The following is a 17,505-nucleotide window of genomic DNA, read 5'->3' on the forward strand; positions in this document are numbered from 1 at the left end:
TCGCCGGGCGGCTTCACGGCTGCTTTCCGGTGGGCTGCCCATCGTCTGCGGACAACTTCCCAACCGGACCCGGCGCATGCCCGCATCCTGGCGACCGTTCGCACGCTGGTTCCGCCTGCGCCGCAGGCTGTGGCGATGGGGTCGCAGCGCGACCCAGAAGCCGCTCGCGCGCGAGGCACCATTGCGCGCGCAGTTGTTCGGGGCGGACCAGATGGAGGCGCACGGCCGCCTGCTGGCAGCCCAGCACCGGCTTCAGGACGGGCCGGCCCCGGAGCTGCTGCTGGCGCGGCTGCGCGAGAACGCCGGCGTGCTGGAGGACGCCACCACGCTGCTCACGACGCTCGTGCACGACGGCCTGCGCATCACCCCGGCCGGCGAATGGCTGCTCGACAACTACTATCTGATCGAGGAGCAGATCCGCCTGGCGCGACGCCACCTGCCGCGCGGTTACAGCCGCGAGTTGCCCTCGCTGGCGCAGGGGCCGTCGGCCGGCCTGCCGCGGGTCTACGACATCGCGATGGAAGCCGTGGCCCACGGCGACGGTCGGGTCGATGCCGAAACCCTGACCCGCCTGGTCGCCGCCTACCAGGGCGAGCGGCCGCTCAAGCTGGGCGAGCTGTGGGCGATCCCGATCATGCTGCGGCTGGCGGTGCTGGAGAACCTGCGCCGGATCAGTGCGCGGATCATGCGCGACGCCGCCGACCACCGCCTGGCCACCGACTGGGGGCAGGCGCTGGAGGCGGCGGTGCAGGCGCCGGGCGACATGGTGATGGTGCTCGCCGACATGGTGCGCGCGAGACCGCCGGTCACCAGCGCATTCGTGGCCGAACTGATGCGCCGCCTGCAGGGGCGCGGAGCGGCCCTGGCCATGCCGCTGGGCTGGATCGAGCAGTGGGTGGCGCAGGGCGGCCGTAACGTGGAGGCGCTGGTCCACGGCGAGGGCCAGAAGCAGGCCGCCGACCAGGTGTCGATCCGCAACAGCATCGGCAGCCTGCGCTTCCTGACCACGATGGACTGGCGCGAGTTCGTCGAGACCATGAGCCTGGTCGAACAGACCCTGCGCCAGGATCCGGACGGCACCTACGCGCGCATGGACTTCGCCACCCGCGACCACTACCGCCACGTGGTGGAGCGGATCGCGCGGCAGAGCGGTGCGGCCGAACACGACGTGGCCCGGTTCGCGCTGCAGGCCGCGCGCGACCACGCCGGCGGCGACGACGGCAGCGCCCACGTGGGCTACTACCTGATCGACGACGGGTTCGAGCGCCTGCGTGCGGACGTGGCCGCGTTGGGCGACGGCGTGCGGCGGGTGCCGCGCAGCCTGCGCCGGGTCCCGTTGCCCGCCTATCTGGTGCCGATCGGGCTGGTGACCGCGGGCTTCGCGATCCTGCTGTTGACCGATTCCGGCGCCCGATGGCGCGAGTGGGGCACGATCGCCGCGCTGTCGGTGCTGGCGACGATCGTGTTCAGCGAGATGGCGATCGCGCTGGTGAACTGGGCCGCCACCCTGCTGGTCCCGCCGCGCCCGTTGCCGCGGCTGGATTTCTCGCGCGGCATCGCCAGCGACGCGCGCACCCTGGTGGTGGTGCCGACGCTGGCCGGCAGCCGTGCCGCGGTGGATGCCCTGGTCGAGGGGCTGGAGGTGCGGTTCCTGGCCAACCGCGGGCCGCATCTTCACTTCGGCCTGCTGATCGACCCGCCGGACGCCGACCAGGCATCCCTGCCGGGCGACGCCGAGGTGCTGGCGCATGCGGAGCAGCGGATCCGCGGCCTCAATGCGCGCTACGCCCCCGAGCACCAGGAGGCGGGCGGCGACCTGTTCTTCCTGTTCCAGCGCGGGCGCGAATGGAACCCGCGCGAAGGGGCGTGGATGGCGCGCGAGCGCAAGCGCGGCAAGCTGGCCGCGCTCAACCGGCTGCTGCGCGAAGGCGATGCGGGCGGCTTCGTGAGCGTGGTGGGCAACACCCGCGTGCTCGGCAACGTGCGCTACGTCATCACCCTGGACACCGACACCCTGCTGCCGCGCGATGCCGCGCGCGAACTGGCCGGCACCATGGCGCATCCGCTCAACCGGCCGCGCGTGGATCCGCGCCTGCAACGCGTCGCGCGCGGCTACGGCATCCTGCAGCCCGGGGTGGGGGCGACGATGAGCGGGCGCCGCCGCTCGCGCTTCGCACGGCTGTTCGGCAGCGAGTCCGGCATCGACCCGTACACGCGCACGGTGTCCGACGTCTACCAGGACCTGTTCGGCGAGGGTTCGTTCATCGGCAAGGGCATCTACGACGTCGCCGCGTTCGAGGAGGTTCTGGCCGGGCGCCTGCCCGACAACCGCATCCTCAGCCACGATCTGCTGGAAGGCTGCTACGCGCGTGCCGGCGTGGTCAGCGACGTGCGCCTGTACGAGGACCATCCGACCCGCTACGCCGCCGACATGACCCGGCGCCTGCGCTGGGTGCGCGGCGACTGGCAACTGCTGCCGTGGCTGCTGCCGTGGGTGCCGCGTGGCGACGGCCGCCGCGCGCCCAATCCGCTGTCGTGGCTGTCGCGCGGCAAGCTGCTCGACAACCTGCGCCGCAGCCTGGTGCCGGCGGCGGCGCTGGCGCTGCTGCTGACCGGCTGGGCGCTGCTGCCGCAGCCGCTGGCATGGACCCTGTGGCTGGCCTGCCTGTGGCTGCTGCCGGTGCTGTTGCCGGGCGTCCACGATGCGGTCGTGCGCCCGGCCGACATGGCGCCCGAGCCGCACCTGCTGCAGGTTGGTGCCGGCGTGGGCCGCGCCCTGCTGCGCGCCCTGGTGTCGATCGCCTGCCTGCCGTACGAGGCCGCCGCCAACCTCGGCGCGATCGGCCGCACGCTGTGGCGCATGGCGATCAGCCGCCGGCGCCTGCTGCAGTGGCGGGCATCGCACGAAGTGGAACGCGCGCTGGCCGGGCGTGGGGCGACCGAGTCCTGGACGATGCTGCCGGCCGCGCTGTTCTCGGTCGCGGTCGGCATCGCGCTGTGGCGGTTCAATCCGGCCGCGTTGCCGGTCGCCTTGCCCTGGCTGCTGCTGTGGCTGGCGGCCCCGTCGCTGATGGCCTGGCTGGGGCGGCCGCCGGCGCCCGAGCGCACGCGCCTGTCCACGTCGGACCGGGCCTTCCTGGGCCGGCTGGCGCGCCGGACCTGGGCGTTCTTCGAACTGCACCTGCGCGCCGAGGAGCACTGGCTGCCGCCGGACAACCTGCAGGAGCACCCGGCCGAGGTGGTCGCGCACCGCACGTCGCCGACCAACATCGGCCTCGGCCTGCTGTCGGGCCTGGCCGCCTGGGATTTCGGTTACCTGCAGGCCGACGAACTGGCGGCGCGGACGCGGCGCACGCTCGACACGCTGGAACGGCTGGAGCGCCACCGCGGCCATTACTACAACTGGTACGACACCCGCACCCTGCGGCCGCTGCCGCCGCGCTACGTCTCCACCGTCGACAGCGGGAACCTGGCCGGGCACCTGCTGACCCTGCGCCAGGGCCTGCTGGCGCTGGGCGACGCGCCGGTGCTGACGCCGCAGTTCGCCGACGGCCTGGACGACACCCTGGGCGTGCTGGGCGAGGAGGCGGCACGGCTGCCGGCGCCGGAGGCGGACGCGGTCGGTCGTGCCTCCGAGGCGTTCGCGCGCGCGCTGGGCGCCTGGCGCGCGCAGCCGGCGACCACCCTGGTCGATGCCGCGGACGCGCTCGACGCCCTGGCCGAGGAGGCGCAGGCGATCGTCGACGCTTGGCCGGCGGCCCCCGACGCGGCGCCGCCGCACTGGCCGCGCGTCCTGCTGGAGACCTGCCGGCAGGCGCGGCAGGGTGTCGCCGCGTTCGCGTCGCCGCAGGTGCGGGCCGGCGCAGACGGGACCTGGCCGTCGCTGCGGGCGTTGCGGGCCAGCGAGGTGCCCGAGATCCGCGCCGCCGCCCGCACGCGCCTGCTGGAGCTGGAGCGGCTGGCGCACGTGGCCGGCCAGTGTTCACTGATGGAGTACGGGTTTCTCTACGATCCGGCGCACCGTTTGCTGTCGATCGGCTACGACGTCGACGAACGCCGGCTGGATGCCGCCTTCTACGACCTGCTGGCGTCGGAGGCGCGGCTGGGCGTGTTCGTGGCGATCGCGCAGGGCCAACTGCCGCAGGAGAGCTGGTTCGCGCTCGGCCGCCTGCTCACCGAGGTCGACGGCGAGGCCACGCTGCTGTCGTGGAGCGGCTCGATGTTCGAGTACCTGATGCCGCAGCTGGTGATGCCGAGCTATCCCGACACCCTGCTCGACCAGACCGCCCGGCGTGCGGTGGCCGCGCAGATCCACTACGGCCGCCAGCGCGAGGTGCCCTGGGGGGTGTCCGAGTCCGGCTACAACGCGGTCGACGCGCAGATGAACTACCAGTACCGCGCGTTCGGCGTGCCGGGGTTGGGCCTCAAGCGCGGGCTGGCCGAAGACCTGGTGATCGCGCCGTACGCCGTGATGATGGCGACGATGGTCGCGCCGGACGCCGCGACCGCCAACCTGCGGCGCATGGCCGGGCTCGGTTTCCACGGCCGCTTCGGCATGTACGAGGCGGTGGACTACACCCGTGCCCGCGTGCCGCGCGGTCAGGACCATGCGCTGATCCGCTCCTACATGGCGCACCACCAGGGTATGGGCTTCCTCGCCCTGGACGCGCTGCTGCGCGACCAGCCGATGCAGCGTCGGTTCGTCGCCGATCCCGAATTCCAGGCGACCCTGCTGTTGCTGCAGGAGCGTATCCCGCGCACCGGCGTGTTCCATCCGCATGAAGCCGAGGTGGCCGGCGTGCAGGCGGTGCAGAACGTACAGGAGACCCGCCTGCGCGTGGTCCGCGACCCGGACCACGCGCGCCCGGAGGTGCAGTTGCTGTCCAACGGCCGCCTGCACGGCATGCTGAGCAGCGCCGGCGGCGGTTGGCTCAAGCGCGGCGACACCGCGCTGTCGCGCTGGCGCGAGGACGGCACCCGGGATGCGTGGGGGCAGTGGTGCTACCTGCGCGACGTCGACGACGGCGCCGTGTGGTCGGCCACGCACCAGCCCACCTGCGCGCGGGTGGACCGCCACGAGGCGATCTTTTCCGACGCCAAGGTGGAATACCGCTGCCGGCGCGACGGCTACGACAGTCACCTGGAGATCGCGATCTCGCCCGAGGACGACATCGAGCTGCGCCGCCTGCGCATCGGCAACCGCGGGCGGCGCCGGCGTACGGTGGAGATCACCACCTATGCGGAGGTGGTGCTGGCGCCGTCGGCCGCGGACGAGGCGCACCCGGCGTTCGGCAACCTGTTCGTGCAGAGCGAGATCGTGCGCGAGAAGCAGGCCCTGCTGTGCACCCGGCGCCCGCGTGCGCACGACGAGGCGGCACCGTGGCTGCTGCATCTGGTGGCCGTGCACGGTGCCGACGTGGCCACGATCTCGTACGAAACCGACCGCGCGCGCTTCATCGGCCGGGGCCGCACGCCGCGCCTGCCGCAGGCGCTGGTGGACGACGGGCCGCTGTCGGACACGGCGGGGTCCGTGCTCGACCCGATCGTGGCGATCCGCATCCGGATCGCGCTGGAGCCCGACCAGGCGGCGGTGATCGACATCGTGACCGGCGCCGCCGACGCGCGCGAGACCTGCATCGGCCTGATCGACAAGTACCGCGACCGGCATCTGGCCGATCGCGTGTTCGATTTGTCGTGGACGCACAGTCAGGTGGTCCGGCGCCAGATCAACGCCAGCCAGGCCGATGCCCACCTGTACGAGCGCATGGCCGGGTTGGTGGTGTACGCGCATCCGCTGCTGCGCGCCGAGCCCGCGGTGCTGCGGCAGAACCGGCGCGGGCAACCGTCGCTGTGGGGGCAGGCGATCTCCGGCGACCTGCCGATCGTCGTGTTGCAGGTGTTCGACACCGAGTCCCTCGATCTGGTGCGGCAGATGGTGCGCGCGCACGGCTACTGGCGCTCGAAGGGGCTGCAGACCGACCTGGTGATCTGGAACGAGGGACAGACGGGCTACCGCCAGCACCTGCAGGAGCAGATCCTCGGCATGCTCTCGCGCGATTCCGATTCCAGCCTCCTGGACCGGCCGGGCGGCATCTTCGTGCGTCCGGCCCAGCAGTTGTCGCAGGAAGAGCGGGTGCTGCTGCAGACGGTCGCGCGGGTGATCGTCAGCGACCGCGCGGGCAGCCTGCAGGACCAGCTCGGGCGCCAGGTCGCGGCGGAGCGGGACCCGCCGCCGCTGTTCGACGGCGAGACCCGCGTGCCGGCGGCAGCGTCCGATGCCGTGCCGGCGACGACGGCCGCGACGGCAGGCGCGGAGCCGGGGCTCCCGCCCGCGCTGCCGGCTGCGGACGGCGACGACCCCTGGCCCTTCGATGCCGCGCCGCAGACGCTGGCATTCGACAACGGCACCGGCGGCTTCTCCGCGGACGGTCGCGAGTACGTGATCCTGTCGCGCGAGGGTGCACCGACGCCCGCACCGTGGTGCAACGTGATCGCCAACCCGGTGATCGGCACCGTGGTCAGCGAATCGGCCGCCGGCTACACCTGGTCCGAGAACGCGCATGCGTTCCGGCTCACCCCGTGGCACAACGACCCGGTGTCGGACCTCAGCGGCGAGGCCTACTACCTGCGCGACGAGGAGACGGGCCGGGTCTGGTCGCCGATGCCGCTGCCCTGCCGCGGCGTCGGCGCGTACCGCACGCGGCACGGCTTCGGCTACAGCGTCTACGAGCACGTCGAGGACGGGATCGCCAGCGAACTGTGGCTGTATGTCGGCCCGGAGGACGCGGTGAAGTTCGCGGTCCTGCGGCTGCACAACCTGTCCGGCCGCGCGCGCCGGCTGACGGCCACCGGCTACGTCGAGTGGGTGCTGGCCGACGTGCGCACGCGATCGCACATGCACCTGGTGAGCGAGATCGATCTGGGCAGCGACGTGCTGACCGTGCGCAACCCGTACAACGTCGAGTTCGAGGGCCGCTGCGCGTTCTTCGATGCCGACGCCGAGCCCGATGCCGACGACGGCAGCGCCCGCCGCGGCTTCACCGCCGACCGGATGGAGTTCATCGGCCGCAACGGCAGCCTGGCCGCACCGGCGGCGCTGGCGCGCGCGGGGCTGTCGGGCCGCACCGGCCCGGGCCTTGATCCCTGCGCCGCGCTGCAGGTGCCGGTGACGCTGGCGCCGGGGCAGGTGTTCGAGACCACGTTCCGGCTCGGCGTCGCCGCCGACCGTGAGGCGGCCATCGCGATGGCGCTGCGGCTGCGCGGGAGCGGGCCGGCGCACGACGCACTCGATGCGGTGCGCCTGCACTGGCTCGGCCTGCTGGGCACGGTGCGGGTGTCCACCCCCGACCCGGCGCTGGACCTGCTGGCCAACGGCTGGCTGATGTACCAGGTGCTGTCGAGCCGCTGTTTCGGTCGCAGCGGCTACTACCAGTCCGGCGGCGCGTTCGGTTTCCGCGACCAACTGCAGGACACCATGGCCAGCATCCATGCACTGCCGCAGCTCAGCCGCGAGCATCTCCTGCGCAGCGCCGCGCGGCAGTTCCCGCAGGGCGACGTGATGCACTGGTGGCACCCGCCGGGCGGCCGCGGGGTGCGTACCCGTTGTTCCGACGACTACCTGTGGCTGCCGCAGGCGGTGTGCCGGTACGTCGAGGTGACCGGCGACGACGGCGTGCTCGGCGAGGTCGCGGCGTTCGTGGAGGGGCGCGCGGTCGCGCCGGACGAGGAGTCCTATTACGACCTGCCGGTGGTCTCCGGCCTGCAGCTCACGCTCTACGAGCACTGCACCCTGGCGCTGCGGCGCGGCGCGTCGCTGCTGGGCGTGCACGGCTTGCCGCTGATCGGCACCGGCGACTGGAATGACGGCATGAACCGGGTGGGTGAGCAGGGGCGGGGCGAGAGCGTCTGGCTGGCGTTCTTCCTGCACGACGCGCTGATGCGATTCGAGCCGGTGGCGCGGCGTCGCGACGATGCGGTGTTCGCCCGCTGGTGTCTGGAGCAGGCGCAGGCGCTGCGCTCGAACCTGGACGCGCACGCCTGGGACGGCGCGTGGTACCGGCGGGCGTGGTTCGACGACGGCACGCCGCTGGGATCGCATGAGGCCGACGAGTGCCGCATCGATTCGATCTCGCAGAGCTGGGCGGTGCTGTCGGGGGCCGGCGAACCCGCGCGCGCGCGTCAGGCGATGGCGGCGCTGGACGCGCACCTGGTGCGCGAGGAGGCCGGCCTGATCCAGCTGCTCGACCCGCCGTTCGACCGCATCGGTCAGGGCCCCGGCCACAACGACCCCGGCTACATCGGCGGCTACGTGCCGGGCGTGCGCGAGAACGGCGGCCAGTACACTCACGCCGCGGTCTGGGCGGTGATGGCGTTCGCCCGCCTGGGCGACGTGGATCGGGCCTGGGCGCTGGCCGGCATGATCAACCCGATCCGGCACGGCGCAACCCCCGAGGCGGTCGCCCGCTACCGGGTGGAGCCCTACGTCATGGCCGCCGACGTCTACGCGGTGGCGCCGCACGTCGGTCGCGGCGGCTGGACCTGGTACACCGGCTCGGCAGGCTGGATGTACCGGCTGCTGGTGGAGTCGCTGCTGGGGCTGGACCGGCGTGGCGACGTCATGCACCTGGCGCCGTGCGTGCCCGCGGACTGGGACCGGTACCGTCTGCAGTACCGGTTCGGCGCGACCGTGTATCGGATCGAGGTCGAGCAGATCGCGACCGGCGCGCGGTCCCGGCTCAGCCTGGACGGCGTGCCGTGCGAGGGGCTCGACTTCCCGCTGGTCGATGACGGCGTGCTGCACGACGTCGCGCTGGCCTGGCCGCGGGCGGCGCGATGACGCCGCCCGACCCGCACGCGCTCGACCGCGACGCGCTCGACGAGGCGCTGGACCGGCTCGCGGCGATGCTGCCCGCCTGGTGCAGCCATCTGCGGCACCAGGCGCAGTTCCGGCCGCAGTTCGATGCGCTCGCCGCGCGCATCCTCGCCCGGACCCGCCCCGGCGACCGTGCGTACGCGCTGGCCCGGATCGACGCGATGCTGGCCGCGGAGAGCGCGGCGGACTCGGATGCAGGGCCGCATCGCGGCGACTGAGCGATGTGGGCACCGGGTGGCGATGCTCGCGGCGGTCGACCGGCGGACGTGAGTCTCCGGCCGGTCGACCGGACGATGCCCGCGGCGCATGCACGTCCGCGGGCAGGGTCGGGTCAGGCCAGCATGCGGACCTTCTTCTCGCGGTCCCACTGCCGGACCTTCGCCGCCTGGATGAACGCCTTCGCGTCGCCGGCGTCGACGGTGCCGGCATCCTTGCCCACGCCACCGGCCTTGAGCACCGCCTGCGCGCCCGCGTCGAAGGCGATCGCCTTCAGGTGGCCCCAGGCATCACGCACGAAATCGACCGCGGCGGCCTCCTTCGACAGCAGCTTCCCGCTCTCGGCCGACAGCACCACGGCGACGGCGTCGAACACCGTCGACGGCGTTCCGGCCAGTTGCCCGTCGGCGGGAAGTCGCTTGCCGTCGGAGAGTTTCGCGCCGCCCAGCTTCGGCGCGACGATCTTGACCGTCGCGCCCGCGGCTTCCACCGCCTTGCGCAGCGCCTTGATCGTGGCGGCATCGGAACCGTCGTGCACCAGGATGCCGACCGCGCGTCCCTGCAAGGTGTCGCGCATGCGGTCGATGATGCGCAGGGCAGGCGAGGGCGGCATGTCCTGCGGGGGGATCTGCGCATCGGGTGCGGGTGGCAGATCGTCGAGACCGAGGCCGTCGGCGACGCGGCGCGACAGGTCGGGATCCACGTGTCGCAAATGTCCGACGATCGCCTCGCGCACGTGCGCGGTCTCGACCTTCGACAGTTCGAACACCAGCGATGACGCGATGTGCGCCTGCTCGATCGCGCTCTGGCTGCGGAAGAACAGCCGCGCCTGCGTGTAGTGGTCGGCGAACGATTCCGCGCGCACACGGCCCTTCACCCCGTCGTCGGGGCGGGTGCCGTGGCTGCGGAAACCGTCCGGCACTTCGCGCGGCGAATCGGCCTGCAGCGAGCTGGGCTCGTAGTTCACCCGGCCCTTGGGCACGTGCATCTGCATGTGGCCGTCGCGCTGCAGGTTGGCGAACGGGCACTTCGGCGCGTTGACCGGGATCTGGTGGAAGTTCGGCCCGCCCAGGCGCGAGAGCTGGGTGTCGAGGTAGGAGAACAGCCGGCCCTGCAGCAGCGGGTCGTTGCTGAAGTCGATGCCGGGCACGATGTTGGCCGGGCAGTAGGCCACCTGCTCGGTCTCGGCGAAGAAGTTGTCCGGCCAGCGGTCCAGGGTCATGCGGCCGATCACCTGCAGGGGCACCAGTTCCTCGGGGATCAGCTTGGTCGCGTCGAGGTGGTCGAACGGGAACGCATCGGCTTCCTCCTCGGTGAACAGCTGCACCGCCAGATCCCATTCCGGGTACTGGCCGGCCTGGATCGCCTCGAACAGGTCGCGACGATGGAAATCGTTGTCGGCGGCCTGCAGCTTCATCGCCTCGTCCCACACCGTGGACTGGATGCCCAGCTTCGGCCGCCAGTGGAACTTGACGAAGGTGCTGTTGCCCTCGGCGTCGAGCAGGCGGAACGAATGCACGCCGAAGCCCTCGATGGTGCGCAGCGAGCGCGGGATGGTGCGGTCGCTCATCGCCCACATGATCATGTGCATGGTCTCAGGGGTGAGCGACACGAAGTCCCAGAACGTGTCGTGCGCGCTGCCCGCCTGCGGGTAGCCGCGGTCGGGTTCCATCTTCACCGAGTGCACCACGTCGGGAAACTTCATCGCGTCCTGGATGAAGAACACCGGGATGTTGTTGCCCACCAGGTCCCAGTTGCCCTGCTTGGTGTAGAACTTCACCGCGAAGCCGCGCACGTCGCGCGGGGTGTCGACCGAGCCGGTGCCGCCGGCGACGGTGGAGAAGCGGGTGAACACCGGGGTCTTCTCGCCGACCTCGGTCAGGATCTTCGCGGTGGTGTACTTCGCCAGCGACTTGGTCAGCTCGAAGGTGCCGTGCGCGGCCGAACCGCGCGCGTGCACGATGCGCTCGGGGATGCGCTCGTGGTCGAAGTGGGTGATCTTCTCGCGGAGTACGAAATCCTCCAGCAGGGTGGGACCGCGCGGAGTGGCACGCAGCGAGTTCTGGTTGTCGCTGACGGGGATGCCCTGGTTGGTGGTCAGCACCGGGTGTTCGCCACCGGCCTGCTGGTGCAGTTCGTCCCCCTGGCCGCGGGTTTCGTCGGCGGTGCGCGGCGCGGCGGCCTGCGTGGACGGGGTGGCGGGGCTGGGCTTGCGCTTGGCGGCCATGGATCGGCGTCTCCTGGGGAAAGGACGGGGTGAGCGAGGGGAAGACCGGATCGACGCCCGGGTGGGCCGCGGTCTCCAGGCATCCTGCGCACCGCCTCATCAAGGCGCCGTGTGTTTTCGCGGATCCGCAGACGCGCACGGCCCCACTGCGCATTCAGACCGCCGTTCTGTGCCGGCGTCCGCATTCACTTCCGTCTCACGGGATCCTGCACAGGCTGCGCCATCGCAGGCGCGGTGCACGGGAGTGCGCATGGATCTCAAGAGCGGATATCCGTTCTGGTCGGTCAAGAACGGGCTGATGTACGCCTTCCCCCGGCTCGAGGCCGACCTGCGCTGCGACGTCGCGGTGATCGGGGGCGGCATCACCGGCGCGCTGATCGCCGACGAGTTGGCGCGTCACGGGCACGATGTCGCGGTGGTCGAGCAGCGCGACATCGGCTGGGGCAGCACGTCGGCCTCCACCGCGCTGCTGCAGTACGAGATCGACACTCATCTGCTGGATCTGGCGCTGCGCTTCGGCGAGGACGCCGCCGTGCTCGCGTACCGCGCCTGCGCCGAGGCCATTCCGATGCTGCGCTCGGTCGCCGCGGACCTGCGCGATGTGGCCTTCGAACCGCGCGACAGCCTGTACTACGCCAGCCATCGCTGGCATCGCGGCACGCTGGAGGACGAGGCGCGCCTGCGCGCGCGGCACGGGTTCGAGGTCGAATGGCTCGATCGCGATGCGCTGCAGACGCGGTACGGGTTCGAGGCGCCGGGCGCGATCCTGAGCGCCTGCGCGGCGGTGGTGGACCCGTACCGGATGGCGTCGCGCCTGTTCCATCGCCTCCTGGCCGGCGGTACCGGCGTCTACGACCGCACCCGCATCGTCGACCTGTCGCCGGGAGCGCGGCAGGTGACGCTGCGCACCGAGGGCGGTCAGCGCATCGTCGCCAGGCATGTCGTCGTCGCCGCAGGCTACGCCAGCCAGCACTGGCTGTCCGCGCGCGTGGCGAGCAACCGCAGCAGCTACGCGATGATCACCGACCCCATCGACGACGCGCATCTGGGCGTGCTGGCCCACACCCTGGTCTGGGAATCGGCCCGTCCGTATCTCTACATGCGCACGACCGACGACGGCCGCCTGCTGGTCGGCGGCGAGGACGACGCCGTGGACGTGCCCGCGCGCCGCGACGCACGGGTGCAGAAGAAAGCGGCACGCCTGCGACGCAAGGTCAAGGCGTTGTTCCCGAGGCTGGCGATCAATCCCGCGTTCTCGTGGGCCGGCACTTTCGCCGAGACCGACGACGGGCTGCCGTTCTTCGGCGCCCACCCGCAGCAGGGGCCGCGCGTGCACTTCGCGATGGCCTACGGCGGCAACGGCATCACCTACTCGATGCTCGGGGCCGGACTGTTGCGCGCGGCGATCGAGCGGCGCCGGCATCCGCTCGCGTCCCTGTTCGCGTTCTCGCGGGTCTAGCGCGCCGGCGGCCGGTGCGGGCGCCGACGTGCCGCACCGGCCGCGTCGATCGATGCCGCTCGCCCGGTGACGAGGCGTTCGCGCGCAGTCCGGGCGGGTGGCCGTGGCGGCCTTGTCAAGCCGGTGGCGATCGTTTCGCCATTCGCACCGCGCAGTTATCCACGCAGCCTGTGGACAAACTTGTGGAAGCGGGCGGGAGACGGGTGCGGAAACGGCGTCGCACGGGCGTTCCCGGCGATGTGGCGATTTCATGACCATGCCCCGCAACGACGAACCGCCCCGGGTGGGGCGGTTCGTGACGATGCGCGGCAGTTGACGGCTACGCGGTTTCGGTGTCGTCCTTGAACGCCTCGATCGGGATGCACGAGCACATGATGTTCTTGTCGCCGTGCACGTTGTCCACGCGCGCCACCGGCGGCCAGTACTTCTGCCGCTTCAGCGTCTCCAGCGGGAACGCCGCCAGTTCGCGCGGGTAGGCGTGCGCCCACTCGCTGCCGGTGACCATGGTCGCGGTGTGCGGGGCGTTGCGCAGCGGGTTGTCCTCGCGCTCCAGCCGGCCGTCCTCGACCGCACGGATCTCGTCGCGGATCTGGATCATCGCGTCGACGAAGCGATCGAGTTCGTGCAGCGACTCGCTTTCGGTGGGTTCCACCATCAGGGTGCCGGCGACCGGGAAGCTGAGGGTCGGGGCGTGAAAGCCGAAGTCGATCAGGCGCTTGGCGACGTCCTCGGCGCTGATGCCGGTGGCGTCCTTGATCGGACGCAGGTCGAGGATGCACTCGTGCGCCACCAGGCCGTTGCGACCGGTGTAGAGCGTCTCGAAGTGCGGGGCCAGGCGCTTGGCGACATAGTTGGCGTTGAGGAGCGCGACCTGGGTGGCGCGACGCAGGCCGGCGGCGCCCATGAGGGTGATGTACATCCAGCTGATCGGCAGGATCGAGGCCGAGCCGTAGCTGGCGGCCGAGACCATGCCGACCCGCTGCGCGGGTGCGTCGCCCTCATCCGCCCTGCGGGCACCTTCTCCCGCAGGCGGGAGAAGGGGATATGCCGATGGCAGAAAGGGGGCGAGATGCGATTTCACCGCGCACGGGCCGACGCCCGGGCCGCCGCCGCCGTGCGGGATGCAGAAGGTCTTGTGCAGGTTGAGGTGGGAGACGTCCGAACCCCACTTGCCGGGTTTGGCCACGCCGACCAGGGCGTTCATGTTGGCGCCGTCGGTGTACACCTGACCGCCGTACCGGTGGACGATCTCGCAGATCTCGACGATGGCCTCCTCGAACACGCCGTGCGTGGACGGGTAGGTGACCATCAGCGCCGCGAGCTTCTCGGCGTGCTTTTCGGCCTGCGCGCGCAGGTCGTCGATGTCGACGTTGCCGTCGCGGTCGCACTTCACCACCACCACGCGCATGCCGACCATCTGCGCAGACGCCGGATTGGTGCCGTGCGCCGATTCCGGGATCAGGCAGACGTCGCGATGCGCCTCGTCGCGCGACGCATGCCACGCGCGGATCGCCAGCAGGCCGGCGAACTCGCCCTGCGCGCCTGAGTTGGGTTGCAGGCTGACCGCGTCGTAGCCGGTGCACTCGACCAGCATCGCCTCCAGGCCTTCGATCAGCTCGCGGTAGCCCGCGGTCTGTTCGGCCGGCGCCAGCGGGTGGATGTTGCCGAACTCGGGCCAGGTCACCGGGATCATCTCGGCGGTGGCGTTGAGCTTCATCGTGCACGAGCCCAGCGGGATCATCGTGCGGTCCATGGCCAGGTCCTTGTCGGCCAGGGCGCGCATGTAGCGCAGCAGTTCGTGCTCGCTGTGGTGGGTGTTGAACACCGGGTGCTGCAGGAATTCGGAGGTGCGACGCAGGCCGGCCGGCAGCGCGTCGGCGGTGGCGGTGTCGAGCGCGTCGATGTCGTCGATGGTGGCGCCGAACAGGTCGGCCAGCGCGATCACGTCGGCGCGGGTGGTGGTCTCGTCCAGGCCGATGCCGAGGCTGGTGCTGTCGATCGTGCGCAGGTTGAAGCCGGCATCGCGTGCGCGGGCATGGATCGCGTCGGCGTCCACATCGAGCACGTGCAGGGTGTCGAAGAAGTCCGGACCGACGGTGACGCCGGCCTCGCCGAGCGCGCCCGCGAGGATCGCCGCCAACCGGTGGGTGCGTCGGGCGATGCGCGTCAGGCCCTCGGGGCCGTGGTACACCGCGTACATGCCGGCCATCACCGCCAGCAGCACCTGCGCGGTGCAGATGTTGGAGGTCGCCTTCTCGCGGCGGATGTGCTGCTCGCGGGTCTGCAGGGTGAGGCGGTAGGCGGGGTTGCCCTCGGCATCCACCGACACGCCGATCAGGCGGCCCGGCATCGAGCGTTTGAATGCGTCGCGGCAGGCCAGGAACGCGGCATGCGGGCCGCCGAAGCCGAACGGCACGCCGAAGCGCTGGGAGTTGCCGATCACGATGTCCGCGCCCCATTCGCCGGGCGCCTTGATCAGCGTGAGCGCGAGCAGGTCGGCGGCCACCGCCACCAGCGCGCCGCGCGCGTGCACGGCCTCGGCGAGTGCGGCGTGGTCGTGCACCTGGCCGAAGGTGTCGGGGTATTGCAGCAGCACGCCGAAGCTCTCGGCCTGCGCGGCCTCGCTGTCCGGTCCCACGCGCAGCTCGATGTCCAGGCCGTCGGCGCGGGTGCGCAGCACCTCCAGCGTCTGCGGATGCACGCGCTCGGAGACGAAGAACACGTTGGACTTCGACTTGCCGGAGCGCTTGGCCAGCGTCATCGCTTCGGCGGCCGCGGTGCCCTCGTCGAGCAGCGAGGCGTTGGCGATGTCCATCGCGGTCAGGTCGGCGACCATGGTCTGGAAGTTGATCAGCGCTTCCATCCGGCCCTGCGAGATCTCCGCCTGGTAAGGGGTGTAGGCGGTGTACCAGGCCGGGTTCTCGAGGATGTTGCGCAGGATGACGTTCGGCGTGTGGGTGCCGTGGTAGCCCTGGCCGATGAAGCTGCGGAACACGGTGTTCTTCTGCGCGATCGCGCGGATCTTGGCCAGCGCCTCCTGCTCGTCGATCGGGGCGGGCAGGTCGAGCGGCGCGGCAGCGCGGATGCTGGCCGGGACGATGGCGTCGGTCATCGCATCCAGCGAAGGCTGCCCGATCGTCTCGAGCATGTGGGCGATCTCGGCGTCGTTGGGGCCGATGTGGCGTTCGAGGAACGCGTCGTGGTGTTCGAGATCGCGCAGGGACGGAGCGGACGCGGAAGAAGAGGACATGGCGGCTTTCCGGCAGGACGGGCGGAGGGACACCGACGGCATCCCCGTGCCGGGGCGGCGCGAACGCCGGCCTCCCGCAGACGGGAACGACGCGCCGGTGACCGGCGGTCGGTGCGCCCCTCTGTCCTTTTGCCTGAGAGTTTGGAGGCGCGTGCCGCTGCGTCTCGTGCCCCTTCGGCGCCGGATCGAACCGGTCTCTCCAGAGTTGTGCCGACGATGGTTCGGGGAGCCTGAGCGATTGCGGGCGGTTGCGCCTTCGGCAGCGGCCGGCCCCTGAGGGGCGGACGCTTCTCCCACCGACGGTTTCGCCGCGAAGTATAACCCCGCCGATGATCTCGCCATCCCGCTCCCGTCCGCCCGCGCCCGCCGCGGATGGCGTCACCCGCGTGCCTGCCGCATCCCGTCGTGCGTGTGGGCGCCGCGGCCGAAACGGGCTGGCCGCGCGTGGCCGGCGTCGACTAAGCTGCGGCCCCCGAAGCCAGCCAGCGCCGCGCACGCCAGCCGATGGGTTCCATCCGGGCCATCGCCGCCCGCCCACCGGAGCGCAGCCGTCATGACATACCGCCTGTTCGACGTCGAGGTCGTTCGCCGCATTCAGCTGTCGCCGTCCATGGTCCGGCTGGTGTTCGCCGATCCCGATGTGCGGCATATGGCGATCGGCGGTCCCGACCAGCGAATCAAGATTTTCTTCCCGTCGGCGGGACAGGCGACCCCGCAGCTGCCGCGCGACGTGAACTGGTACGCCGGCTACCGCGCCCTGCCGCCGACGACGCGCCCGCCGATGCGCAGTTACACGATCCGGCGGCTGGATGCCACGGTCGCGGAAGTCGAGGTGGACTTCGTGCTGCATGGCGACGGTGGTCCGGCCTCGCGCTGGGCGATCCGGGCCAGGCCGGGCGATCGCACCGTCCTGTCCGCACCCGATGGCCGCGACGGGGCGATCGTCAGCGGCTTCGAGTGGCGTCCGCCCGCCGGTACGCGTCGCCTGCTGCTGGTTGGTGACGAGACCGCCGTGCCGGCGATGGCGGCGATTCTCGAGCATCTGGCCGACACAGGCTGTGGGGCGACCATCGACGTGGTGCTGGAAGTCGCCGGCCGGGACGACATGCTGTCGCTGCGGGCGCCGCCGCAGGCGCGTATCGACTGGCGTGCGCGCGACGGCGCGGCGCACGGCCGATGTCTGCTGGATGCGCTCGCCGGCGGCGCCGGGCCGCCGGGCTCAGCTGGCCCGGTCGTCGCGCGGCCTGCGCACATACCTTCGGGCGACGCGGAGATCGACATCGATCGCGCCATCCTCTGGGAGACCGACAGCGCGGCGGAGGCGGGCGGCGGGCTGTATGTCTGGATGGCCGGCGAGGCGGGCGCGGTGGTCGCGTTGCGGCGTCATCTGGTCGGTGTGCGCGGCATCGACCGGCGTGCGATCGCGTGCATGGGCTACTGGCGCCTGGGGCGCAGCCTGGATTGATCCACCTGTTCCCGCA

The 17,505-nt window shown here is 71.6% G+C and carries 6 protein-coding genes and 1 riboswitch; of the genes, 4 read left to right on the forward strand and 2 right to left on the reverse strand.

Translation table 11 applies throughout. The features are described from left to right. Nucleotides 1-76: 76 nt before the first annotated feature. Nucleotides 77-8,836: a glycoside hydrolase family 94 protein gene (locus RG19_RS04630; RefSeq protein ID WP_157515160.1), complete on the forward strand. Its 8,760-nt coding sequence runs from the start codon at nucleotides 77-79 to the stop codon at nucleotides 8,834-8,836. Then, entirely contained in the window at nucleotides 8,833-9,090 is a 258-nt protein-coding gene (locus tag RG19_RS04635; protein WP_058834247.1) for a hypothetical protein, read from the forward strand. The genes RG19_RS04630 and RG19_RS04635 overlap by 4 nt, the downstream gene beginning before the upstream one ends. 113 nt (nucleotides 9,091-9,203) lie before the next feature. On the opposite strand, the gene RG19_RS04640 is transcribed toward RG19_RS04635, so the two are convergent. Then, the gene (locus tag RG19_RS04640) at nucleotides 9,204-11,315 is read right to left on the reverse strand and encodes a catalase (RefSeq protein ID WP_058834248.1); all 2,112 of its coding nucleotides are present in this window, start codon (nucleotides 11,313-11,315) and stop codon (nucleotides 9,204-9,206) included. Between the two features lie 250 nt (nucleotides 11,316-11,565). Here RG19_RS04640 and RG19_RS04645 point away from each other — a divergent pair, with 250 nt between their 5' ends. Beyond that, nucleotides 11,566-12,774 carry an NAD(P)/FAD-dependent oxidoreductase gene (locus tag RG19_RS04645; protein ID WP_058834249.1) on the forward strand — a complete coding sequence of 403 codons (1,209 nt, stop codon included), beginning with the start codon at nucleotides 11,566-11,568 and terminating at the stop codon, nucleotides 12,772-12,774. Nucleotides 12,775-13,093: 319 nt separating this feature from the next. Here the strand turns inward: RG19_RS04645 and gcvP are convergent, their stop codons facing one another. Next, nucleotides 13,094-16,024 carry an aminomethyl-transferring glycine dehydrogenase gene (gene gcvP, locus RG19_RS04650; RefSeq protein WP_058834250.1) on the reverse strand — a complete coding sequence of 977 codons (2,931 nt, stop codon included), beginning with the start codon at nucleotides 16,022-16,024 and terminating at the stop codon, nucleotides 13,094-13,096. 111 nt (nucleotides 16,025-16,135) lie between these two features. Continuing rightward, a riboswitch (glycine riboswitch) is annotated at nucleotides 16,136-16,237 on the reverse strand. 340 nt (nucleotides 16,238-16,577) lie between these two features. Between gcvP and RG19_RS04655 the strand changes: the two genes are divergently transcribed. After that, nucleotides 16,578-17,489 (forward strand): siderophore-interacting protein, encoded by a 912-nt coding sequence (locus RG19_RS04655; RefSeq protein WP_058834251.1) that lies wholly within the window; start codon nucleotides 16,578-16,580, stop codon nucleotides 17,487-17,489. Nucleotides 17,490-17,505: the final 16 nt, after the last annotated feature.

This window comes from Luteimonas abyssi (assembly GCF_001482195.1).
GTDB lineage: Bacteria > Pseudomonadota > Gammaproteobacteria > Xanthomonadales > Xanthomonadaceae > Luteimonas > Luteimonas abyssi.